Source organism: Roseateles sp. AC306 (assembly GCF_979253795.1).
In genome coordinates, this window is sequence record NZ_CEEDEB010000002.1 from 80,609 (window position 1) to 100,859 (window position 20,251).

Below are 20,251 nucleotides of genomic sequence, written 5' to 3' on the forward strand. Positions count from 1 at the left end.
CCTTCAGTGCAGCGCCAGCGGGCTCCCGCCCAACAGCGCCGCACGGTCCATCTTTCGGGTTTGGATCACAGCCGGCGCATCAGCCAGGCCGCGTGTCATCAGCGCGTACACGCCGGCGCACAGCGCGTCGAACAAGTCGTCGCCCAGCTTCGTGTCGGCCATCTTGAAGCTCGTGTAGCTCGCCTTCGTCGGCAGCGCCTTGATGTTCCCCAGCTGCCGCACCAGAGCCAGCCAGTCCGGGTCTTCCTTGTCAAAGCCCGTGTCCACATACGGGATCGCCGCGCGCCCGTGGTGAAAAATCTCGCGCACGGCGCTCGCCATCACGTGCTTCGTCATCCCCTCAAACCGCATCGGCGCAAACGCCCACTCGGCCCAGGCCGCCGCCGTGCTCTGCCCATCCGCCACCGTCTCCCGGTTGATCGGCGTCAGCCCCTCGCGGAACAGGTCATCGTTCAGCCCCGTCAGCATGCCCACGCCGTACGCATCGCCTATCGCGTAGTCCGGCATGAAATACGCCCACAGCGCCTTCAGGTCCCGCTTGATCGCCTCGTCGCTCGTGCCGGCCGGCCAGCTCTTCACGAAAGGGAACGTCACGAAGTTGCCGATCTGCTCGCACACCACCAGCGTGCTCTTCGACGCCTCCGGCCGCTCCCCGTGCCCCGTGTGGTCGTACCCAATGCTCAGCAGCCCACGCTTCCTATAGCGCTCGCCCGGCAGCGGCCCAGCCCGCTCCAGCCCCGCCTCGAGGCCGACAGCCAGCGCCCGCCGGATGTGCTCCTCCCAGATCCAGTTCCGCGCCTGGATGTTCCGGCACAGGAACTGCCGTATGTACTCATCGGCCGGCAGCTGCACCCGCATGCTCTCGGCCCACCCCGCGTCCACGGCGCCCAGCGCCACACCCAGGTGCACGTCCACGATGGTGAGCGTGTGGTACTCGCCAGACTTCAACAGCGCCTCCAGCACCCCCGCGCCCTTGAACACGCCCGAGATCCGCACCTCCGGCTTGAACTTCGCCACGCCGGCGTCCACCCCCAGCCGGCGCGCCGCGCCCAGCATTGGCAGGAAGCGGCTCAACAGCCGGTCCTGCGGCATGTCGTCCGTCTCCTCGAGGCTCGCGATCGTGATCGCGTCGCCGTCGATCTGGCTCATGATCCCGTAGGCCGAGCCCTTGCTGTGGTTCGCGAACTCGAAGCCCGTGTCCTTCAGCTGCGGCCGCCCTTGCTTGAAGGCCACGTAGGCGCTCAGCATCGGGCTGCGCCTGATCGCCTCCAGCATGTAGTCCAGGTTGTTCTGGCTCTGCTGCATCCGCGGCGCCACGATGCCGCACTCCTGATACGCCTCGGTGGCCAGGCGCTCCAGGTTGTACATCTCCTTCACCGCCGTCTTGCCCGTGCGCCGGCTGCTGAAGTCCACCGTGTTCCGGTGGGTGTCCATCTCAATCATCTTCAGGCACTGCACCGGGTCCAGCTCGACGTTGTGCACGTGCTTGTGCCACAGCGCATGCGGCCGCAGCCCCGTCCGCTCGTCGACGGCTGCGAACTTCATGATCTCGCGCTCCGCCACCGAGGCATGCTCGACACGCTGCGCAGCGCTCTGTCGCATGGCTCAGGCTTCGCCGGCCTGGCCGCCGGTCTGCGCCTGGTGCTCCAGCAGCACCGGGTCCTGCGCCGCCACCTGCCGCGCCGCATCCAACAGCGCCGGCAGCTTGCCCATCGCCAGCAGCATCCGGTCCGCAAACGCCGCCATCACTTCCGGCGGCTTCTGCGTGTCGGCCAGGCGGCCGCGCAGCTGCGCCTCGTCGTCTTCTTGAGCCTTGATCGTCATGCCCAGGTCGCTCAGGCTCAGGCCCAGCCGCGTCACCAGGTCGGCAATCGGTTTGAACGCCGGGTTTGCCGAGTAGTCGTACACGTAGCGCACCTGGCCCATGTCGTCCACATAGCTCACCGCCATGTTCACCAGCGCGCCGTCGTCGGCAGGGTCCGGGCTCGGCCGCAGCTCCAGCTTCGGAGACTTGATGACAACGCCTGTCCCCAGCACCTCCTGCAAGCACAGCTGCAGGCTCGCCACCAGCGCAGCGTGCAGGTCGCCATGCAGCCGGGCCAGCGCCCGCGGGTTGCGCTGCTCAAACGCCGCGTGGTGCAGCATGAACGTCTCCGCTTGCTTCACGCACGCCGGCTGCTCTGAGCACCACACCCGGTTCACATCGCACCGCGCGCAGAAGGCGTAGCTGTCCGGCTTCGCCGGAAAGTACGTCGCCACCCGCGCATTCAACCCATGCTTCATCGCGTTGAACCGTGTCCGCCTCGCCTCCTCCTGCGTCGGGTGGCCAGCCAGGTTCGCCGCGCTCGCGGCCAACCCCTCCGCCGTGCGCGGCCCCGTCGCCGCCTGGTGCGCTTTCAACAGCGCCCGCTCCCACTTCGCCTGCGGCTGGTTCTCTGCGCCGCAGCGGTCACACATTGCGAAGTACCGCCACGGGTGGTGCGCGTCGTCTTCCTCGCCTGCCGGCTCCACCAGGTCAGGCTTCGCATCCCAAGCGTGGCGGCACACCGCGCACGCAAAATTCACGCGCTCGAGCTCGGCACTCCAATCCTTCGGTTTCTTGGGCATTGGCCGCCACTGTGGGCCTCTGCCGCCGCCAATTGCAGACCTCAGGCCAAGTCGCTGGCCACGTCCCGCGCCCGCAGGCTCTGCACCAACGCCGCCGCCTGTTGCAGCGCATCCAGCGCCGGCGCCAGCAGCACCCGTGCCGAACTGGCGGGCAACACCGCGCCCTCAACCGTCACGGCCAACAGGCTTTCAAACGCCGCAAGCGCCGCGGCTCCACCCAACACATGCTCAGCCAGGTCCTCCCAGACCTCAGGCTCACAAAACAACTCCACCGCTTTTGGCACGGCTCTCCTCCACTGCTCTCAAGTCCACCCCGCAAACCGATGCCCCCGTATTGGTGGGAAACGGGAGCTTTGTCACCAATGCGCCCCCCTAACATCGTCCTTGCACGGTAGGCAGTGTCACCAGCCAGCCAGCCCTCCGCAAGCCTACGTAATACCCCCGTAAATCTGCCCCCCTTCATGATCGACGAGCACCTCCAAGCGCTGAGCGATCCTGCTTCGCCCGAGCAGTTTCACAGCGGAATGGATCACCTGTGCCGCCGGTCTGGCTACAGCCATTACCTAGCGCTCCGGCTGCGCGGCCTGCACCGCGCTGAAGTCGTCCAGGTCTTTCAGAACGCGCCGCCCGAGGCCCGCGAGCAATTGCAAACGCTCAGCCACTGGAGCATCGGCCGCCTGGTTGATCGCATGCGCACTTCCCTGCTGCCCGTGCTCTTCGGCCAGGGCGCCGAGCCCGGCCTCGAGCTTCCGGGCTACTACAGCGGCGTCGCGATGACCTGCATCGAAGCCCGCGGTTTCGGCGTCGTCTACTTCGGCCGCAACGATCCTTTGGCCACGGGAGTCGATCCGCTCCAGGGCACGCAATACGCCGTGCTGGCCAGCGCCTACGCCGTCGTCGGCATGGCCAAGCTTCACAAGCAGAACCGCCCCTTCAGCGACCGCGAGCTGGACTGCCTGCGCCTCGCCATCGAAGGCCTGTCGGCGAAACAAACTGCGCAGAGGCTCGACATCAGCCCCCGCACCGTTGAGCACTACCTGGAAAACGTCCGCAAACGCTGCGGCATGGAATCCACGACAGGCGCCGCCTGGCATGCCGTCAACCAAGGGTGGATCGACGTCTCCCTGGTAGACGGCACCCTCCGAGTGACGAGCTGACTTACCTGCCGCCGCCGGTGTAGGGAATGCCGAGGGCTTCGTAGAGGGCTTCTTTAAATGCTTGCATGCAGGGCTCCGTAGGTACATGAACACGGCCGGAAATGGCCGCGAGTCACTGTGGCATACCTAGGTATTCCTGCCAGGTGTTGCCGCCCTGGCAACTCTCCCAGCCTGCACCCGCCTGTTTCAGGGGTCGATCAACCCACCTTCAATCGCTCGCAGCACCGCCTGCGCGCCTGTACGGGCTCCGAGCTTGCGTGCCGCGCTCTGTTGGGACCTGGCCAGCCCTGGGCTGCTGTGCACGAGCATCCCGCCCGTGTGCCACATCGACACGCCGTCCTGAGCCCAGCGCAACGCTTCCACCTCCTGCTCCGTCACAGCGCCCAGCTCCACGGTCGGGCGCGGCGTCCACAGCCGCTTGGCTGCCTCGTATGCGTGCACCGCCATCAGGCGCAGCGTGCCTTCCAACTCCATGCGAGCCGCCGGCGTCGACGGCAGCGCGTCGGGCCCGTCCACGCCGAACGAGAACATCTCGAGATGCGACTTCTCGTGGATGCTGATCGCCATGCCGTGCCGAAAGCCGAACGCTGCCTGGTTGTCCCAAAGGTCGCCTGCACCGGCCGCGGCATAGAACGCCTGGTCGTACGTGTGGCGGCCCTCCCTGGCCAACATCGACGTCAGCAACGGATCGCGCAGGCCGACGTCCAGCGAGCGCGATGCTTCCAGGAAGCCGTCCGGCGGGTTGCCCAGGGCGTGCACGCTTTCCTTGCCCGATCCGAGCCGGCCACGGATCAGCGTGCCGCCCGACAGGCCGAACCCTAGCTGGGCCGAGGCGGCCACAAGCCGCGCTTGCAGCGCGGCCGCATCCGGCGCCTGGCCAATGTCCAGCATGTCCTGGTACGTGAGCATGGCGCGAACTGTACCGACCGGACGCCGTGCGCCTACCCGTCCATTTGCGGGGCAGATCCCTGCATGGTCAGGAGAGCTTGACGTCAGTACTATGGCGTCCGAAAGGCGCAGTGGAAAAGCGCCATCAACAGGGAGGTTCGCCATGCGCTATGCAATGTCACTCGCAGCCGTCGCGCTGCTCACGGCCTGTGCTGGCCAAACCCGCTACGTGCAGCCGCAGACGGCTGCACGGCCAGAACTGCTCTCTAAGGTGATCGAGAGACCCAGAGCTGAGGTTTGGGATGCAACGGTGCCAAATCTGGCAAAGCGGTTCTTCGTGATCAACACGATGGACCGGTCGTCGGGTCTGATCAACGTGAGCTACTCGGGCGGCCCGGAGACCTTCCTCGACTGTGGCCAAATCACGATCGAAAGCGGTGGACCGAGCGGCAACGCCGTCCAGACATTTCCCGGCGCCAGCCCAAAGCAGCAGTACCGAATCTTTGAGCCATTCAAAGGCTACTTCCAGTTCGACCGGACGCTGACGCTGGAGGGCCGCATGAACTTGATTTTTGAAGCGCTAGACCCCCAGCGCACTCGCGTCACCGCAGCGGTGCGCTTCGTCGTGACGCGGAGCAATGATGTGATCAATCTGTCCAACGGCCAGCGCTTTTCGTTCAGCCATCCGATCACCTTTGACTCCGGTCGCAGTGCCACGTTCCCGGCAACGGGCAAGGACGCTGTCAGCTGCACTTCGACTGGTGAACTAGAGCGACAGATTCTTGAGGCCGTGAAGTAGAAGCACCGTATGACCAAGCCCGTCGCCCCCGTGATCCAGGAATTTGAAACGGTCGCCGAGCTGCTCGACCTGCAGCACAGCCCTGAGTCGCTCGATGACGCCATTGCCGCGCTCGCCGCCTGGATGAACCTGGCCGCGGAGCACCTCACCGAGGACGACCGCGCGGAGCTGATCCGGGTCGGCGGCATCCTGTACCGCGAAGGCCTCAGAAACCGACAGCTCCCGCTGGAGCAGCGGTTTCGAAACTTCCGCCCGCTATGAACTTTCGCTTGCAGACCGTGCTGCTGGCGATCGCCATATGCACGTTGTGCACCGTTGCGCTTGGGTATTGCAGCCTGCTCGTGCTGACTGCTTTGGTGCCCAAAGGCATCACGCTGAAGGACGTCGACGGCGCCGCCTGGACGCAGGCGATCGGCTCAGTGATCGCGATCTTGGTTGCAGTCTGGATTGCATGGCTTCAATCGCGTCACGCGGAGCTTCAAGCGCAAAAGGCAGAAGCTGCCGGTATCCGTTTGAGGGCTTCACTGCTTCGATCGATCATCACCATCGGCAAGCGAATCGAGTCCATTGCCTTCGTTGAATCGGTTGACCCGGCGACCCGGCACCGCTCTATATCTGACGCTGACCGCTCTAGCTTTTTTGCCTTGAACGAGCAGCTGGCTCTGGCGACCGATGGGATGCTGGAGTTTCCTGCTCCATCGATGACCTGCGGTGCTGATCTCGTAGTTTGGAACGGTGCTTTGCAGGCAGCCGATCGCCTCAAAGCCCTAAGTCGTCGTGCTGATATTGGATCCGTTGAAGTCCACCAAACCGGGATTCAGCGGGCCGTTCTACATCTGGCGGCCCATGCGCGAGACCTTGACGTCATTGCTGACTTCGTAGCAAAGGGGGAAAGCGATCGCGCCGACTCGCTTATTGGTGGCACGCGCTGGTTGATCTAGCTGCCAGCAGTTCCCTCAATGGCGAGCGTTTCAGGCGCCAAGGCTCGTCCGCCGCAGCTCAGCCATCAGCAACACCGCGTCGATTCGCGTCTGAAGCTCGCCGGGCAACGCGTCAAAGCCAGGCGCCGCCTTCACGGTGTTGAGCAGCTGCACCGCGGCTTGTTCCAGCACCGAGGCTGCCAGCTTCACTGCCCCGGTGACGTCGCGCGGCTGGGGGATCGGCACAGGTTCCAACCCCGGGCCAGTCGCTCCAAGTTCTCGCAGCGCCAGCCGCACGGTGTCGCGGTCGTACTGCCGCCCATCTGCTTTCCACCGCCCGGCTCGCCCGGGCGAGCAGATCGCGTCGATCTGCTCGTCCGTCGGCGGCAGCATGGCGCCATAGGGCACACGCACCGGGTAGACGTCATGCCGGCCAGGCGGCAGACCTGGCGCGTAGAGGCTCGCCCACTCCACCAGTCCGGCCTCGTCGACGTTGATCGCTGCCACCGGCCACACCTCGCTCGCGTCGGCTGGCAGCATCGGCGCCACACCCTGCCGGTACAACCAGAGCAGCGAACGCAGCAGCACGCAGTCCAGCTCGTCCAGGTCGGGGCTGCGGTGCTCTTCAATGCCGGTGGCCAGCGCCTGGTCCACCTCGCACCAGATCTCGGCGCCGACGTGTTGCAGCCGCACCAGCGCCAGCTCGGTTTCGGAGTTGATGCCGTACTGGATCTTCATTTGCAGGCCTCTGGCTTCTTGTTGCAGTCCGCCGGCGGCGTCTGCTCGCTCGGCTGTTCGTCCTCGCTGCCGCCACCTCCGCACGCGCCGATCAGCGCGGCGGCCAGCAACGCGAACACCGCCGTCATCACGTATCGGGTCTTCATGGAATCTCCTTCAATGCCGCAGGTCGCGGCAGGTCAAACCAGCCCAGCTGGCCTTTGCACGCTACGAACGCCAGCGGCCGCGCGTGGTCCAGGAGCCAGCCGTATGAGCCGGGGATAAAGAACGGGTCATCGAGTTCCGTCACCACGCCGGTCAGCGTGGCAGCGCCCACCACACCGCCGCGCGGCACGGCAGCCAGGTCGTCGACGTTAGGCACCACGATTCCCAGCTCACCCTCCAGCCAGTCCGCGGCATCGCGGTAGTCCCGTTTCACGACGCCGGCGCCGGCGTGGATCAGGAACTGGCCGCGCCATTCGGTGCTCCAGCCCCGGTTCTCCACCCGCTTCATCTGATTGGTGGCCAGTGCGCGCTGGCGCTCGATGGCATCGATCAAGTCAGGGCGCAGGATCAGCCAGGGGTAAGGCTGGCGAACTGAAAGGGCACGCATCAGGCTGCTCCCACTTCGAAGAACGGCGGCAGGCGCAACACGTCCGGCACAAGCGGGCTGTTGGTGGGCACGTTCGGGTTGCGTCCTTTGCGCCGATCCATGGCGCAGTAGCAGGCTTTGCAGCAATAGAACAGCACACCCTTGGTCACCCAGAAGAACTCACCGTCTGCAGGCCACCAGTCGGCGCAGCGCGGGCAGTACTTCTCGGCGCCCAGCTCTGTTTGCCTGGTGCGCTCTGCATCGAGACTCTTTCGGCCGGCCATGGGCCTCATGGCTTGGAGCCCTCCGCCGGCTGCACCACCTCGCCCGCCACCCGGGCCGGCGCCTGAACGTTGATTGCCACCACGTTGGTGATCTTGCTGAACAGCAGGTCGTCGACCTCGAGGCGGAGAGGGACGGCGACCTCGCCGGGCGCTGGCTTCGCTCTTGGCCCGAAAACGCGCACGGCTTGGTAGGGGTAGCGGTTCGTCTTGCGAATGCCAACGGTCAGGCGGATGGTTGTTGTGCTCATGGCCGCATCCCTGCGGCCACAGGCTCGCCCACTGGCTTGAACTGCGGGCGCGTCCCGTCGCCCGGGTCGCAGGTGTCCAGCACGCTCAGCGCCTGGTGGCCGTCGACGGCCCTGTAGCGCTCGCACTGGCCGTGCTGCGGGCAGCAGATGCCGAAGCACGGCGTCTGCTGAGTGATAGGTCTGATGTGCATGGTGCGGGTCTCCTTCGCTGGGGTGTGGGGGGTGGCGGGCTCAACGCACGCGGGCAACGGCGCTGGCCCAGCTGCTGCAAGGCTCTGGCAGGTACTCGCCATACCGCAGGCCGCCAAAGAGCTTCGGCACCTCGCCGGTCGGGGTGAAGCGGTGGTCCGGCTTGTTCTCTTCGCGGTACTCGCGTGTGGCCGGCGTCATCACCAGCGGCATTGCGGCCGCGGCGCGCTCACGCGCCCGCTGCTGGATCTCCCGGTCCTGCGCCGCCTGCCAGCGCACCGTGCGCACCTCGTGGTCGGTCTGGGCAGATTTCGCATAGGCGTCAGCCCAGTCGCTCTGCCCAAACCAGCGCTCGTCTTCGCGTTGGCCCGTCGCGCTCACCGGGAACGCCTCACGCGCCTGGCGCAGCAGGCTCAGCACTTTGCGCACCGTCGCCCGCGGCTCCGAGCTGAAGGAGCTGCACACCAGCGCCCGGCTCACACCTGCCGGCCCTGCCTGCACCAGGCGCTGCCGCACCTTCTCCGGCAGACCGTTCTTGTTGTGTCCCGTGCGCTCGGTCCGGCGGGTGCGCCGCAGCTTCAGCAAGCTCGCCAGCGCTCGGATGCGGCCAATGGGCCGGTCGAGCTGCACAGCCAGCGCCGCCAGGTCGCCCTCGCTGTATCCCTCGCGCACCTGCGCCTTCTCCGCCTCGGTCCATGGCCGCATCTGCTTGCGCTCAAGCCCAAGCGTCGTCGCTCGGCACTGAGTCGCCTTCAACGTGCGCCCAAAGGTCGCCGCCAGCTCGGGGGTCGGTGTCTTGCCGTACTGCTCGCGCAGCAAAGCGTCGTCTGCTTCATTCCAAGGCTTGCGCATCTGCGCTCCTTTCAGTGGTTGTTGATCGAGGTGTCCCGCTCCACGGGGCGGGCGGCATGCAGGCCGTACTGCTGCAACCGCTTCAAGCTCAGACCCACCATGTGGGCCACGCGTCGGCCGCCCACCGTCCGCTCCAGCTCCAGCGGCTGGGGCTTGCCATCGGCGCCGGCCTGCGGCGCGGTGGCCAGCACGTCGGCCGTGAGTAGCGCCCGCTTGAACACCCGGTCGCTCTTCAGCGGCAGGCTGTCCCAGAACTCGCGCAGGCTTGGCTCGCGCTTGATGTGATCCATGACGTAGCCGGTGCGGATCGCCAGCACCTCCTCGTCGTCGTCCGTCGTCGTGAAGCAGTACGGGTAGCGGAAGGTGCCGCGCGAGATCTCGCTGAGCAGCACGTCCACGATCCACACCCACGGGTGCCGGTCGCCCTCGCTCTCCTTCACGTGGCTGTTCATGCCCGCCGTCAGGTCGCGCACAAAGCCGCCCTCCTTCGGGTCCAGCCCGGCAAAGTCGCAAAGCAACAGCCAGGCCGCGTGCACCGCGCCGTAGTTCGTCAGCATCCGCTTGGCGCCGGCGTCATCGGCCGGTGCCACACAGCCGTTGGCCAGCTCGGCCATGCACTCGGCATGCAGCGCCTGCACGCGGCTCTTGGGCGTCTCGGCCAGGTATTCCAGCCACTGCCGCAGCGGGAACACCGGCAGCTCCTCCGGCATGAGCGGCCCGCGCTGCGCGATCTGGAGCTGGTTGCGCACCACCTTGCCTTGCAGCGTCTCCACCGGCACGTCCTCGCCCGCCAGCAGCACCGGCGCGCACAGCAAGAAGTCCTTCAGCTCTGCGCCGCGGCGCGTGTGGCTGTACTGGTAGCACTCCTGCAGGTTGTTCACCGCCTTGGTGATCAGGTCCTGCTTGTTCGCGCTCAGCTCGCCCCACCCCACCGGGTGGCTCGTACTGCTGATCGACGTCAGGATCCGGAACTCCGTCTGCATGCTCTGCCGGCTGAACACCGTCATGCCAATCGAGCGCTGCAGCCGGTTCAGGATCGTGTCCTTCCCCACCCCCTTGTCGGCCTGCATCACAAAATGCGGCCAAAAGCCCAGGTAAGCCTTTAGGTGCGCGCCCAGGGCCCAGGCCAGCATCAGCGCCACCCCGTTGCCCTTGAACGTCGCCTGGTAGGCCTTCACCACCTTCGCGGCGCTCTCCCTCGGCCCGCTCGGGAACGTGAGGTTGTGATACGGGCACTGCTGCTGCGGGTCAGTGAAGAAGCAGTCCGGTCCCTCGTTCACCACCGGCTGCCCATTGCGCCAGGCCAGCCCCACGAAGTTGATCGCGTCCCGCGCGCCGATGTCCGCTGCCCGCTCCAGGATGTTCACCAGCCGCGCAAAGTTCGGCGCGCTGAACACCGGCCCTAGCTTCTTCCAGATCTCGACGTTGTGCAGCTGCTCGTCGTTCACCACCTTGCGCACCAGGCGGTTGCCATAGCGCGGCACCTGCACACTCAGGCTGAAGATCGTCTGCGGCGCCAGGTCCGCGTCGCCGGTCATCATGCTGGTGGGGCTCGCGATGCTCACCCGGCTGATCGCCGCCACCCGAAAGCCGCACACATTGCTCATGTGGAAGTCGCCGCGCTCCTCGGTGTCGTTGCCCTCGGCGTCCTTCTTCTTGCCCCACTTGTCGACGAACAGCGTGAAGTCCGGCTTCACCCGGTAGCGCCAATACGTGTCCCAGTCATGCCCGGGCAGGAATAGCCGCGGCTTGCCCGCTCCGGCCTCGCCCGGCATGCCCGTGATCACCCAGGGCTCCACCCGCTTCAGGCTGCCCGCCACCTTGTCCGCGCCCAGCTCGAGCACGGCCGCCGACACGCTGGCCAGCGGCTTCTCGCAGTCGTCCAGCCAGTCGTCCATGTCCGCGCCCAGGCACGGCACGTCCAGCGCCATCAGCGCCTCGTGCACGGCCCACGCCGCGCGGCGGCCAGGCGCATAGCCGCCGCCCTTCCCTGTCAGCGGCACGCCGGGGCAGATCGCCAGCACCACCTGCTTGCCCCGTAGAAAGCGCCAGTCCAGCGCGCCCGGGTTGCCCGCGCTCAGCAGCGCCACCACGGCCAGGCCGGGCACCGGGCAGCTCATCGCTGCCAGCGCATCCACCGCGCCCAGCACCAGCAACACCTTCTTGGCATGCTTCAGCGCCTTCCAGTCGGCGCACCACAGCGCCAGGCGCTGCCCCAGCTGCTTGCCGGCCTGGCCGCCGGTGTTGGTCGGGTCCAGGTAGCGCAGGTCCACCGCCACCACGTGGCCGCCCTCGCGGTCCCGGGCGATGGCCGCAAACGCATCGCCGCCATGCCACAGCTCGCCGGCGGCCACACGCGGGTTGCGGTAGTCGTTCAGGCCAACGGAACCGGCCTCCATCGCCGCCACCGCCACCTTCTCGCTCACGCCATGGGCATGCAGCCAGTCGATCAGCAGGCGGCGCTTCTCAGGCTGGCCCAGCGCGTTCTTCAGCGCCTTGTCGGCCGCGTAGTCCACCGAGTCGCGGTCAGCGTCGTCGCCGGCCTCATCCAGCGGGTCCAGGTCGAACAGCTCGCTCAGGCGCAGCACGCCCTCGGAGTAGGCCACCTGCTCCACGTATGCCACCAGCATGGTGGGCGTGCCGATGCAGTCACCATCCTCATCCGGGTCCGCGCGGTCCAGGTCCTCCCACAGCCAGCGCTCGGGTCGGCCCGCATGCCGATACACCCGAAAGCCCCGCAGCTCGGTGCGGCGGCGGAATGGGTGTGGTCTGAAGAACACCTCTCCCCAGGTCGCATCCGGCGTGGGCTGAAAGCCCAGCTTCATCAGCACGTCCCGGCAATCCAGGCGGTCGAGTCGGTCGGCGAGCGCGTCCAGCCAGTTGTCGGCAGACGTGGCGGGCGTTGTGGGTGAGGCGGTGGCGCTTGGCATCGGTGGGCTGTGGCGCGCTCAAGGCGCGCTTCTTGGTGTCGGTCGGGGTTGGGGGGCTAGAACAGCGGCCGCGTCGATGCGTCGCGGCTGTCCTTCTTCTTCAGCTGCTTCTGGCGGACGGCTTCTACGGCCGCGGCCACCGCCTTGCGGTAGGCCTCAGGCGCCTCCAGCTGCTTGCCCAGCAGCCGGTAGGTGCGCATCACCTCGCTCTTGATCGCCGTGGGCACCTGGCGCCAGTGGTCCATGCACATCAGGAAGCCCCGCTGCACCAGGTGCTGGCAACCGACGGCGGCGCAGGGGTGGCCGGGGTCGGCAGGAGGGCGTCGCCCCGGCGGGCAATAGCGGGGTGTCATGCGGCGGCCTTCTGTGTGCGGCCTGCCAGAAACTGCTGGCGCTGGCTCTGCGCCAGGGCCACCAGGCCGGCCGGCCCTGGGTTCGGGAACTCCATCTCCCACATCACCGCAGTGCCGTCCGCCTGCATCTCGGCAAAGCCGGCGCGAGCCAAGGTGGGGTCGGTGGTGTCGGGCGCGATGCACACGCTCAACCCGTGCTGCGGCGGCGACCGGAACAAGTCGCGCGCCGCTGCCAGTGCCATGCGCGTGCCCTGCAGCCGGTAGGCGCCTTCACGGGCGTTGAACCGCACGCGCTGCGAAATGACCAACTCCGCCACGGCGTCTTCAACGCGCGGCACCGCCCAGCCCGTGCCGGCCGCCAGCTCGGGAACGCTTAGCCAGGCGCCGTGGCTGGCCAGCAGGCGCTGCACGGCGCCGATGCAGGTGCTGGAGCCTTTCATGCCGGCCTCCGCAGCGCGATGACGGCCAGGTAGAACGCAGCGCCGAGCAGCTGCTCGGCCTGGGCCTGCGCGTCGCTGCTGCGGTCAGCCTCCAGCTCGAGCTGGCGCCGCCGCTGGTGGTGGTCCACGTGGGTGACGCGCCAGGTCATGACGCCACCTCGAGGCGGGCCTTCAGCTCTTTCGCCTCTGCGGTCTTGACGCTGCCCTTCATACGCCAGGTCCAGGCCAGCAGCTCGAAGCGCGGTCCCATGTCCGTGCGCCCGTAGATCTGGTTGAGCCAGTCGTGCACCTCGTGCACGGGCACCCAGTCCAAGCCGAGCACCGTCACGCAGTCGCGCCACACGGCGTCGTCCAAGCGGCGCAGGTCCGTCAGGTCGAACTTGAACCGGTTGCCGTTGTAGAGGCTGAGCAGGAACCGCGCGCACACGCCGGCGCCGCCGTGGTCCCGCTGAGCCATCTCCCAGAGCCGCTTCAGCGCGGCTGCTTGAGCTTCGTTCATGGCCGCTCCTTCGCCTCGGCCGAGATCTCGGCCAGCATGTCGTTGGCCGCATTGCGCAGCGCGATCAGCTGCTGCACCGTCAGGTACACAGCCATCTGGATATGCCCGTTCGCCGAGAACTGGCTGATCTGCACCGTCGGCCGGTTGCTCCCCACCAGGCGCCGCACAGACACTGCGGCCTCACCGTGCGATGCCATCAGCTCCACCTTGCGGTAGTTGAGCGACTGACCGCCCACGTTGCAGTGCCAGCCCGGCTGGTAGTGCCAATCCGGCGCCTTCATGGCCAGGCTGCGCGCTTCGAGGCTTGCGGTGGTGCTCATGCCTGCGCCCCTTGCGCCGCAGCACGCCGCTTCGCCTGCCGCTTCGTCAGCCGCCCGGTGTCCACCTGCTGCAGCGCGTCCGCATAGGCCTCACGGCTCATCGTCAGGTACACGCCGGTGCTGCTAAGGCGCGCATGCCCCAGCGCCTGCTGAGCCACCTTCACGGCGTTCTCCGCGCGGCTGCGGCGAATGATGTTCATGCCCCGCGTGTGGCGCAGCCAGTGCAGCGACGCCTTCGGGTGCAGCCCCGCCACGCCGGCCCAGTACTTGAAGCGGTCCTGGTAGCTGCGCACGCTCAGCGGTGCGCCGTCGCGGCCCCACACCAGCGGCACCGGCCGCACGTCGGGCCACTCCACGGCCTCGGTGCGCGCCATGAAGCACAGCGCCTGCAGGCACAGCCGCACGGGCTCCGTCACCAGGTACTCGTGGTCCGCCCACTGCCCCTTGCGCATGCGCTTGGGCACGATGATCCATCCCGTGCGCTGGGCCTCCTCGCCCATCTGCAACGTCCACTGCGCGAACTCGCCAACGCGCGCGCCGGTGGCGATCAGCAAGCGCATCCACCAGTAGTCGCGCTGTGCGAGCGGGTCGCGCTCTTTGTGGGCCGTCTTGAGCAGCGTGGCCTGCTCAGCGTCCGTCAAGTACTTCTTCATCATGGCCGTGGGCCTCCTGTGTTGTTCCGCTGGGTTGGGGGTCTAGGGACGGGCCGTTCTCCGCAGCCTCGAAATGAGCCGCCAGCGCGCCATAGGCGAGCGCCACTGCGGCAGCAACAAGCCATCGCCGCACGGCGGGCTCAGTCGTTCGGGGGTGGTGGGGTCAAGTCCTGCGCCGTGCGAGCTGCCCGCGCAGCGCGTGCCGAGCACAGGTCAACAACACGTGCGCCCGCACCGGGTCCGCCAGCAGTTCCTCCAGCGTCCGGTACCGCTGGCGCCAATAGCTGCTGCTCAAGCGAATCTGCTCGGCCGCCTGGCGCAGCACTTCCTCTGGGAAGTCGAGCGACAGTGGCTGCTGGCTTGTCGACCGTGTCTGGTTGGATCGCATCGAACCTCCTCCAGGGCACAAGCGCCGCCGCCAGGCGCTGGCCGAAGATGATCAACAGCGGCGTGGCCACGCGGGCGGGATCGATCTGGCAGTTCTCCGGCAGCACATGCGTGGCGCGGTGTGGAAAGCGCGGGATGCGGTTGCTCATCACCGTCCTCCTTCAACGTCGGGCGCCAGGCCCTCCAGGCGGGCAACCAGCGTCATCAGGGCCGCCACCACGTCGTAGGCCTCGCCGCGTACGCGCAGCAGCGTTTCCGAGTTGAAGTCGCCCGCCAGTGCGGCCGCCATGGCGCTGTGGAACTCGCCGTTCTCCTTGCCGAACTTGCACAGCAGCTCCAGCAGCGCTTCGTCACTGGCGCTTTCCAGCCGAGCGCAGTCAAAGCTGGCCCGGCCGAACTGCTCGTTCAGTGCGTCAAGCGCTCGAAAGTCGCCACGGAAGTGCGTCGCCAGGATCAGATCGCGCAACGTGGGCTGGTTGTGGCTGTCGTCGCTGGCGTCTGCCTTGTTGTAGAGCGTGCCGGTGCGCGTGCCCATGAAGTTGGCCAGCTGCTCCACGCCTTGCGAGCCGTCGAGGTAGACCAACTCACGGAAGGCCTCGAACACGCCGACGGCGCTGCGACGGCGAAGCGGTGCGGGTTTGCGGGTCATGACTGGCGCCCCGCGTTCGCACCAGTTGAAGCGACAGCGCGCCCCGCCGAGACTTGAGTGAAATGAACGCGTCGCATTCCCTTCACTCCGTCAACTCAGCCATTGGCAAAGGCACCGCGCGTGCAAGGCTGAGCGAGTGGAGCAACCGCATCTTGATTTCGCGGCTGCGCGATCGTCCCGCCTCGCGAGCGGATCTGTCGACTGCTGCCAAGAGGTCGTCAGGCATCCGGCAGGTCACCACGGCCTCGGCCGCCGCTGCGTCATCTGCCGTGGCACTGGCGACGCCGTCGCCCTGTGCAGCCGCAGGAATGTCGATGGTGATCCGCATCAGCGCCGCTCCTGCGACTGCGCTGCTGCCGGCTGCTGCACCCGAAAGCTCTGTTCAAGGCGGTAGAGCAGCTCAGCACTGCGAGTGCGTTTCGCTTCAGCTGCCGCGCGGTCGAGCAGGCGAACCAGCTTTGCCGGCGTGCGGGCGCTCAGGGTGATCGTCGGTTTGTCGCTCATATCGTCTCGTCTGCCAGTGGATGACAACAGCATACGTTGTCATTCGTTGGCACACAAGCCGTTTTCGGCGCGCTGATACGATTTCTTCTATGGATCCGACGAACGACAGCACGCTGGCCATCCCCACATCAGTGCGGCTGCCACCCGATCTTCGTCAGACGTTGACACGCAGTGCGTCAGTCAATACGCGGACGCTCAGCTCTGAAATCGTCAAGCGACTGATCGACAGCGTGCGCGACGAGCAGGAAGGTGAGCAAGCCCAGCAGTCCCGCATTGGCACAGGCGCCCCGCAGCTGACGTCTCATCAGGAGGAACGGCTCCTGACGCTCTTCCGCCGGCTTGATGCCGAACGCCAGCTGGCACTGCTAACGCTGCTGCGCGGCTGAATCCGTCACAGGGGCGCGCTGCGCCTTTCAACCAACTACTGTATAAATAGACAGTATGTTGGTTGATGTAGTTTTCATGCGCCGTGAAGGCGCCAAGTTGCCGCGCGAGGTCCTTCGTGCTGCGAGCGGCATGCGTGCTGAGCTGTGCGTCCACGACAGCTACGGCACCCTGTACGCCGAACTGCACTTCCCTTGGTTGGGTCCCATATCGCCCGGCACCAAGGTGCCGCGTTTGCAGCACCCACGGCTCCGCACGATCAAGGCTTCTTCCATCGTGCTGCATGGCATCGAGACAATCGGCATGCTCCACGCCCAGCGGCAGGTACCCCAGGCCTGGTGGTGCCGCGTGCTGCCCGAGACCGCGCGGCCGCCGGCGCCGCCACCCCTTCATTCGCTGGTGCGACCAGCCATCACTCAGGAGTGAGCCGATGAGTTCCAGCAATCCACTGAACTACCGCGACACGCACGTGACCGAGGCGGATCTGCGCGCGCTGCACGCAGATGACTTCGACATGGCCGTGCTGGCAGACGACTCCGCCAAGGCCCCGCGCTACATCTACAGCTCCCCGCCGCCGGGCAAGCCCTACGTGCGCAAGTCAATCTGGAGCCGCCTGGTGGTCCACGTCCCAGACATGGACGCGCCTGGCGTCGACAAGCGCGTGACCGAGGCGCTCGGCGTCGAGCTGTGGGATGTGCCGTTCTGATGTTCTGAGGCGGGCTACAGTCCCCCTCGGCGCAAGCCCCTGCTTCACCTCCCTGAGCAGGCCTCGACGCGATAGCGAAGAGGGTTCCAGACCTGGCCAAGTTGCCGGGTCTTTTTTTGCCCGCCGAGTATTCACCCTCAAGCACCGGCGCGGCGAATGCGCGCCCGGCGACAGCCAACATGACAGTGCGCTTGACCGATCTGCAAGCTTGGCGCATGCTTACGCCTGTACGCACATGCCGACAGGAATGAACATGATTACAGCCACCGAAGCCAAAGTCTTGTCGCTGCTGGTGGGCCGAAAGCAGGCCTACGCATCTGAACTCGTGCATGCCTCTGAAGGCACGCTGAAGCGAGGCAGCGTCTACACGTTGTTGGGGCGCCTCGAGGAAGCCGGGCTGGTCAAGGCCGCCGAAGAGGCTCCGACCGATCAGCTTGCGTTGCCACGAACGAGCTACACGATTACGGGCGCCGGCGTGCGTGCGAGGCAGGAATTCGGCCAGTGGACTGGTCTGCTTGATGTGGCTCTGGGAGGCGCAAGATGAGCTCGCAAGGTCAAGACCGCCGAGAGGATCTGGAAGCCGGTGATCCGCTGCTGTTCTTCTCTGCCGACTATCGCGACGAACAGGAGCGCCTGCGATCCAACCTGCGCACCTTGTCCACTACGGTTTGGGCGAAAAGGCTCGGCCTGACCGCGGCTGAGTACAACGCCAGACTTGAAGCAGCGAAGGCGGAACAGCTGGGACGCTATGTCGCGAAGGCTAAGGTCAGGATTCGCCGCAGGCCAGCAAAGCCACCGCTCAGGTCACTGGTTCACCTCGCTGACTTCACAGGCCTCAAGACGCGGAAGCAGATCAAGGCAATGGCGGGGGATTTCGACGCGGAAATCCGGCGGCTGCGCAAAGAACGGCGACCGCACGCAGCACGCTGGAACGCCGTCCTGGCGTGGTGCTATGCAATACAGATCGCACTATCGGCCCCGATCCAGAAACTGGTTGGGGCGCTTCGCAGTCAGTTCAAGCTGTAACTGCACCAAGGTCGGAGGCTCAAGTCAATTCGGCCTCCGCCCTTCGCCGCGTCACAAGCCCCGGCAGCACCTTGCCCCCACCGCGTACCCACTTCGCCAGCTCCACGCGCACGCCGTCCCAGTCCCTGGCCAGCGCGCGTCGGCGCAACGTGGAACCCTTCAGCCGCGTCAGTCCCAGGTTGTAGGCAAAGTCCGCCAGCGCGGCCTGGCGGCCCGCCGTGTCGGCCGTTGGGACCTGCACCATGGCACCGGCCAGGAACACCGCCGCGTCGCCCTGCATGCGCTGCTCGGCCTGTGCCTCGGTGCACGTCTGCCCAAGCTTCACGTCCGGCCCTGTGCTGCCATAGCCAATCGTCGGCACACCAGCGGGGCACAGATAGGCCCGGAGCCGCAGGCCTTCGAAGCGCCTGATCAGCGCGTGCAGCAGCGCGCTGGCGGTCATCGTCACTTCCCGGCCACGCGCAACGCACGGTCGACGAACCAGAAGCTCAGCACCGAGCCGATCACGGCGCGGTCGAACTCGGTGATCAGGATTGGGATGTAGCCCGCCAGCGGCGTGCTTGTCTGCGCCGCGACGATCACCGAGATGACCTTTGCGCCGCCGTACAGCGCCACCGTCCAGTAGTACGTCAGCACCGGGCGCACGCTGGCCGACAGCGCGTCGATCCAGTCCAGCCCCGTGCGCTGGCCCTGCGCATCCACCGCCTTGCCCCACACCGCCAGCTCGCCGGCGGCCGCTGCGATCTCGGCCTGTGCGTGCGCCAGGTCGATCTGCTGCGCCGCGCGCGCCTTGTCGATCTCCAGCTGCAGCTGCGTCATGCGGAACTCGTGCTCCGCCTCTCGCTTCTGCTTGAAGAAGTCCACGACGAACGGCACCAGGCGCAACACGCCGCCACCGAGCAGGGAAAGAAGTTCGAACATGAGATGACCTCCGTTAGCGCCTGCCACGCGTCAGCGTCGACAAGCCATCCAGATCCCGGCGCAGGCTGCGGATCTGCTCGTCATGCACCGAGTCCACGCCACGCTGCGCCACCAGGTCGCGCTGCGCGGCCGCCACCTCGGTGCGCAGCTGCTGCACCTGGCCTGTCAGCTCCACCAGCTGGCGGTTGCCAAACTCCTGCCGCTCGATCATTCGGCCGCCTTGCAGCACCACGGTGCCCATGGTCAGCGCCAGGCCCACGGTGCTGACCCAGTCCTTCCAGGTCATCGGGTTGTCTTTCACGGTCGCCCGGATGTTCATGTTGCTCTCCACTGCCCTCACGATGGCATCAGGCCCCGGCCGTTTGCAGGGGCGGCGGCGCGGCCAGCAGCGCCGCCAGCTCGTCGGCGTCAACGGCCGCCGCGATTGCCACCAGGTGCGCCCGCAAGGTGCCCTTGTCGGCGCTGATCGCCTGAAGGCGCTCCACGGCCTCCGCCGGCAGCGCATCGCCCAGCGCCTGCGCCAGGGTGATCTCGCCAACGGGCCGCCGCGCCAGGTCATCGAGCCGGGCCAGCAGCGCCAGCACTGGCTCACGCGCATGCGCCTGCCGCAGCAGCAACGTGGGCGCGGCAACCCAGTCGCCGGAGGCCGCGTCCCAGTGCCAGATCTGGTAGTCGCTGTCGGCCGGTTTGGCCGGGGTCAGCGGGTCGACGACTGGCACCTGGTCGCCCAGGTCATCCGTCACCAGCCGCACCTTCCATCGGCGCGGGTCCAGCGCGCCCTCCACCCAGGCACAGCCGGCCGGCGTGTTCAGGGCGAGGATCTCCGCAGAGCCCTGGATCTGCACGCCAGTCAACCCGCCGGTGTCCAGCAGGTACTGGGAAAAGGTGGGCGTCGTCATCGCTTGATCAGCACGCAAGCGCACTTGAGGTTGACCGCCTGCACGCTGCTCGGGCCGGACAGCCCGTGCGCCTGGTGCTCCATGGCCACGGTCCAGCTGGTGCTGCTGCCCGGGTAGTCGAGCACCACCGTCGCGGTGGGTGTGCCAGCCTGGATGTAGGTGACGGCCTTCACCGTCCCGCCCTCCTTCACCGTGCACTTGATGATCAGGTAGATGGCGTTGCCGTTGCCCCAGTCGCCACCAGCGCTTGCCGAGAACTCACCTGTGAAGGTGACCTCGAGCTGGCCCGCGCTCGCGTTGCTGAAGGTGCCACTGGGATAGCCCATG

36 protein-coding genes are annotated in these 20,251 nt (G+C 66.9%); 9 read left to right on the plus strand and 27 right to left on the minus strand.

Features of this window, described 5'->3' with window-relative positions; all coding sequences use genetic code 11:
- Positions 1–3 precede the first annotated feature (3 nt).
- The 3 genes from AC0IZJ_RS05050 to AC0IZJ_RS05060 are packed head-to-tail and all read right to left on the minus strand — an operon-like array spanning position 4 to position 2,891.
- On the minus strand, positions 4–1,545 hold the full coding sequence (locus tag AC0IZJ_RS05050) for a hypothetical protein (protein WP_471847295.1): 1,542 nt from the start codon (positions 1,543–1,545) through the stop codon (positions 4–6).
- Between the two features lie 60 nt (positions 1,546–1,605).
- Entirely contained in the window at positions 1,606–2,607 is a 1,002-nt protein-coding gene (locus AC0IZJ_RS05055) for a hypothetical protein (protein ID WP_471847297.1), read from the minus strand.
- A gap of 41 nt (positions 2,608–2,648) precedes the next feature.
- Positions 2,649–2,891 carry a hypothetical protein gene (locus AC0IZJ_RS05060; RefSeq protein ID WP_471847299.1) on the minus strand — a complete coding sequence of 81 codons (243 nt, stop codon included), beginning with the start codon at positions 2,889–2,891 and terminating at the stop codon, positions 2,649–2,651.
- 177 nt (positions 2,892–3,068) lie between these two features.
- On the opposite strand from AC0IZJ_RS05060, the gene AC0IZJ_RS05065 reads away from it, so the two are divergent.
- Complete coding sequence (locus tag AC0IZJ_RS05065) at positions 3,069–3,764, plus strand: helix-turn-helix domain-containing protein (protein ID WP_471847301.1); 696 nt, start codon at positions 3,069–3,071, stop codon at positions 3,762–3,764.
- 186 nt (positions 3,765–3,950) lie between these two features.
- Here AC0IZJ_RS05065 and AC0IZJ_RS05070 read toward each other — a convergent pair whose 3' ends face one another.
- Complete coding sequence (locus AC0IZJ_RS05070) at positions 3,951–4,673, minus strand: autoinducer binding domain-containing protein (protein ID WP_471847303.1); 723 nt, start codon at positions 4,671–4,673, stop codon at positions 3,951–3,953.
- 142 nt (positions 4,674–4,815) lie between these two features.
- Here AC0IZJ_RS05070 and AC0IZJ_RS05075 point away from each other — a divergent pair, with 142 nt between their 5' ends.
- The 3 genes from AC0IZJ_RS05075 to AC0IZJ_RS05085 are packed head-to-tail and all read left to right on the plus strand — an operon-like array spanning position 4,816 to position 6,392.
- Positions 4,816–5,451, plus strand: a complete 636-nt coding sequence (locus AC0IZJ_RS05075; protein WP_471847305.1) for a hypothetical protein — start codon at positions 4,816–4,818, stop codon at positions 5,449–5,451.
- A 9-nt stretch (positions 5,452–5,460) separates the two neighbouring features.
- The gene (locus AC0IZJ_RS05080; protein WP_471847307.1) at positions 5,461–5,712 is read left to right on the plus strand and encodes a hypothetical protein; all 252 of its coding nucleotides are present in this window, start codon (positions 5,461–5,463) and stop codon (positions 5,710–5,712) included.
- A complete protein-coding gene (locus AC0IZJ_RS05085; protein ID WP_471847309.1) occupies positions 5,709–6,392 on the plus strand; it encodes a hypothetical protein in 684 nt (227 codons plus the stop codon). Before AC0IZJ_RS05080 ends, AC0IZJ_RS05085 begins: the two co-directional genes overlap by 4 nt.
- Before the next feature lie 30 nt (positions 6,393–6,422).
- On the opposite strand, the gene AC0IZJ_RS05090 is transcribed toward AC0IZJ_RS05085, so the two are convergent.
- The 18 genes from AC0IZJ_RS05090 to AC0IZJ_RS05175 all read right to left on the minus strand — a co-directional run bounded on the left by AC0IZJ_RS05090 (position 6,423) and on the right by AC0IZJ_RS05175 (position 15,988).
- Positions 6,423–7,109, minus strand: coding sequence for a hypothetical protein (locus tag AC0IZJ_RS05090; protein ID WP_471847311.1), 687 nt, complete (start codon positions 7,107–7,109; stop codon positions 6,423–6,425).
- Positions 7,106–7,255 (minus strand): hypothetical protein, encoded by a 150-nt coding sequence (locus tag AC0IZJ_RS05095; protein ID WP_471847313.1) that lies wholly within the window; start codon positions 7,253–7,255, stop codon positions 7,106–7,108. The genes AC0IZJ_RS05090 and AC0IZJ_RS05095 overlap by 4 nt, the downstream gene beginning before the upstream one ends.
- Positions 7,252–7,701, minus strand: a complete 450-nt coding sequence (locus AC0IZJ_RS05100) for an ASCH domain-containing protein (protein WP_471847315.1) — start codon at positions 7,699–7,701, stop codon at positions 7,252–7,254. The genes AC0IZJ_RS05095 and AC0IZJ_RS05100 overlap by 4 nt, the downstream gene beginning before the upstream one ends.
- Positions 7,701–7,964, minus strand: coding sequence for a hypothetical protein (locus AC0IZJ_RS05105; protein ID WP_471847317.1), 264 nt, complete (start codon positions 7,962–7,964; stop codon positions 7,701–7,703). The genes AC0IZJ_RS05100 and AC0IZJ_RS05105 overlap by 1 nt, the downstream gene beginning before the upstream one ends.
- A 5-nt stretch (positions 7,965–7,969) precedes the next feature.
- Entirely contained in the window at positions 7,970–8,212 is a 243-nt protein-coding gene (locus AC0IZJ_RS05110; protein ID WP_471847319.1) for a hypothetical protein, read from the minus strand.
- Complete coding sequence (locus AC0IZJ_RS05115; RefSeq protein WP_471847321.1) at positions 8,209–8,403, minus strand: hypothetical protein; 195 nt, start codon at positions 8,401–8,403, stop codon at positions 8,209–8,211. The genes AC0IZJ_RS05110 and AC0IZJ_RS05115 overlap by 4 nt, the downstream gene beginning before the upstream one ends.
- A 40-nt stretch (positions 8,404–8,443) precedes the next feature.
- A complete protein-coding gene (locus tag AC0IZJ_RS05120) occupies positions 8,444–9,253 on the minus strand; it encodes a hypothetical protein (RefSeq protein WP_471847323.1) in 810 nt (269 codons plus the stop codon).
- 11 nt (positions 9,254–9,264) lie between these two features.
- A complete protein-coding gene (locus AC0IZJ_RS05125; RefSeq protein ID WP_471847325.1) occupies positions 9,265–12,183 on the minus strand; it encodes a toprim domain-containing protein in 2,919 nt (972 codons plus the stop codon).
- 56 nt (positions 12,184–12,239) lie between these two features.
- Positions 12,240–12,536, minus strand: a complete 297-nt coding sequence (locus AC0IZJ_RS05130) for a hypothetical protein (RefSeq protein ID WP_471847327.1) — start codon at positions 12,534–12,536, stop codon at positions 12,240–12,242.
- Positions 12,533–12,976: a hypothetical protein gene (locus tag AC0IZJ_RS05135; RefSeq protein WP_471847329.1), complete on the minus strand. Its 444-nt coding sequence runs from the start codon at positions 12,974–12,976 to the stop codon at positions 12,533–12,535. The genes AC0IZJ_RS05130 and AC0IZJ_RS05135 overlap by 4 nt, the downstream gene beginning before the upstream one ends.
- Positions 12,973–13,125 carry a hypothetical protein gene (locus tag AC0IZJ_RS05140; RefSeq protein WP_471847331.1) on the minus strand — a complete coding sequence of 51 codons (153 nt, stop codon included), beginning with the start codon at positions 13,123–13,125 and terminating at the stop codon, positions 12,973–12,975. The genes AC0IZJ_RS05135 and AC0IZJ_RS05140 overlap by 4 nt, the downstream gene beginning before the upstream one ends.
- Positions 13,122–13,475, minus strand: a complete 354-nt coding sequence (locus tag AC0IZJ_RS05145; RefSeq protein WP_471847333.1) for a DUF7673 family protein — start codon at positions 13,473–13,475, stop codon at positions 13,122–13,124. Before AC0IZJ_RS05145 ends, AC0IZJ_RS05140 begins: the two co-directional genes overlap by 4 nt.
- Positions 13,472–13,795 (minus strand): hypothetical protein, encoded by a 324-nt coding sequence (locus tag AC0IZJ_RS05150; RefSeq protein ID WP_471847335.1) that lies wholly within the window; start codon positions 13,793–13,795, stop codon positions 13,472–13,474. Before AC0IZJ_RS05150 ends, AC0IZJ_RS05145 begins: the two co-directional genes overlap by 4 nt.
- Positions 13,792–14,451: a tyrosine-type recombinase/integrase gene (locus AC0IZJ_RS05155; protein WP_471847337.1), complete on the minus strand. Its 660-nt coding sequence runs from the start codon at positions 14,449–14,451 to the stop codon at positions 13,792–13,794. Before AC0IZJ_RS05155 ends, AC0IZJ_RS05150 begins: the two co-directional genes overlap by 4 nt.
- A gap of 160 nt (positions 14,452–14,611) precedes the next feature.
- Positions 14,612–14,836, minus strand: a complete 225-nt coding sequence (locus AC0IZJ_RS05160; RefSeq protein ID WP_471847339.1) for a hypothetical protein — start codon at positions 14,834–14,836, stop codon at positions 14,612–14,614.
- A 147-nt stretch (positions 14,837–14,983) separates the two neighbouring features.
- Complete coding sequence (locus AC0IZJ_RS05165) at positions 14,984–15,484, minus strand: phage regulatory CII family protein (protein ID WP_471847341.1); 501 nt, start codon at positions 15,482–15,484, stop codon at positions 14,984–14,986.
- 82 nt (positions 15,485–15,566) lie between these two features.
- The gene (locus AC0IZJ_RS05170) at positions 15,567–15,812 is read right to left on the minus strand and encodes a hypothetical protein (RefSeq protein ID WP_471847343.1); all 246 of its coding nucleotides are present in this window, start codon (positions 15,810–15,812) and stop codon (positions 15,567–15,569) included.
- A complete protein-coding gene (locus AC0IZJ_RS05175; RefSeq protein ID WP_471847345.1) occupies positions 15,812–15,988 on the minus strand; it encodes a hypothetical protein in 177 nt (58 codons plus the stop codon). The genes AC0IZJ_RS05170 and AC0IZJ_RS05175 overlap by 1 nt, the downstream gene beginning before the upstream one ends.
- 89 nt (positions 15,989–16,077) lie before the next feature.
- Here AC0IZJ_RS05175 and AC0IZJ_RS05180 point away from each other — a divergent pair, with 89 nt between their 5' ends.
- The 5 genes from AC0IZJ_RS05180 to AC0IZJ_RS05200 all read left to right on the plus strand — a co-directional run bounded on the left by AC0IZJ_RS05180 (position 16,078) and on the right by AC0IZJ_RS05200 (position 18,104).
- A complete protein-coding gene (locus AC0IZJ_RS05180; protein WP_471847347.1) occupies positions 16,078–16,374 on the plus strand; it encodes an Arc family DNA-binding protein in 297 nt (98 codons plus the stop codon).
- Positions 16,375–16,450: 76 nt separating this feature from the next.
- Positions 16,451–16,798, plus strand: coding sequence for a hypothetical protein (locus AC0IZJ_RS05185; RefSeq protein WP_471847349.1), 348 nt, complete (start codon positions 16,451–16,453; stop codon positions 16,796–16,798).
- A 4-nt stretch (positions 16,799–16,802) separates the two neighbouring features.
- Positions 16,803–17,078 (plus strand): hypothetical protein, encoded by a 276-nt coding sequence (locus tag AC0IZJ_RS05190; RefSeq protein WP_471847351.1) that lies wholly within the window; start codon positions 16,803–16,805, stop codon positions 17,076–17,078.
- A gap of 253 nt (positions 17,079–17,331) precedes the next feature.
- Positions 17,332–17,622, plus strand: a complete 291-nt coding sequence (locus AC0IZJ_RS05195; RefSeq protein ID WP_471847353.1) for a helix-turn-helix transcriptional regulator — start codon at positions 17,332–17,334, stop codon at positions 17,620–17,622.
- A complete protein-coding gene (locus AC0IZJ_RS05200; RefSeq protein ID WP_471847355.1) occupies positions 17,619–18,104 on the plus strand; it encodes a hypothetical protein in 486 nt (161 codons plus the stop codon). Before AC0IZJ_RS05195 ends, AC0IZJ_RS05200 begins: the two co-directional genes overlap by 4 nt.
- Positions 18,105–18,123: 19 nt before the next feature.
- Here the strand turns inward: AC0IZJ_RS05200 and AC0IZJ_RS05205 are convergent, their stop codons facing one another.
- From AC0IZJ_RS05205 to AC0IZJ_RS05225, 5 genes are read right to left on the minus strand one after another with little or no spacing between them, the layout of a single operon-like run.
- Entirely contained in the window at positions 18,124–18,546 is a 423-nt protein-coding gene (locus AC0IZJ_RS05205; RefSeq protein WP_471847357.1) for a lysozyme, read from the minus strand.
- A 2-nt stretch (positions 18,547–18,548) separates the two neighbouring features.
- Entirely contained in the window at positions 18,549–19,025 is a 477-nt protein-coding gene (locus AC0IZJ_RS05210) for a hypothetical protein (RefSeq protein ID WP_471847359.1), read from the minus strand.
- 13 nt (positions 19,026–19,038) lie between these two features.
- Positions 19,039–19,344, minus strand: coding sequence for a hypothetical protein (locus tag AC0IZJ_RS05215; protein ID WP_471847361.1), 306 nt, complete (start codon positions 19,342–19,344; stop codon positions 19,039–19,041).
- A gap of 28 nt (positions 19,345–19,372) precedes the next feature.
- Positions 19,373–19,924 (minus strand): hypothetical protein, encoded by a 552-nt coding sequence (locus AC0IZJ_RS05220; RefSeq protein ID WP_471847363.1) that lies wholly within the window; start codon positions 19,922–19,924, stop codon positions 19,373–19,375.
- Positions 19,921–20,250, minus strand: coding sequence for a hypothetical protein (locus AC0IZJ_RS05225; RefSeq protein ID WP_471847365.1), 330 nt, complete (start codon positions 20,248–20,250; stop codon positions 19,921–19,923). Before AC0IZJ_RS05225 ends, AC0IZJ_RS05220 begins: the two co-directional genes overlap by 4 nt.
- Position 20,251 lies beyond the last annotated feature (1 nt).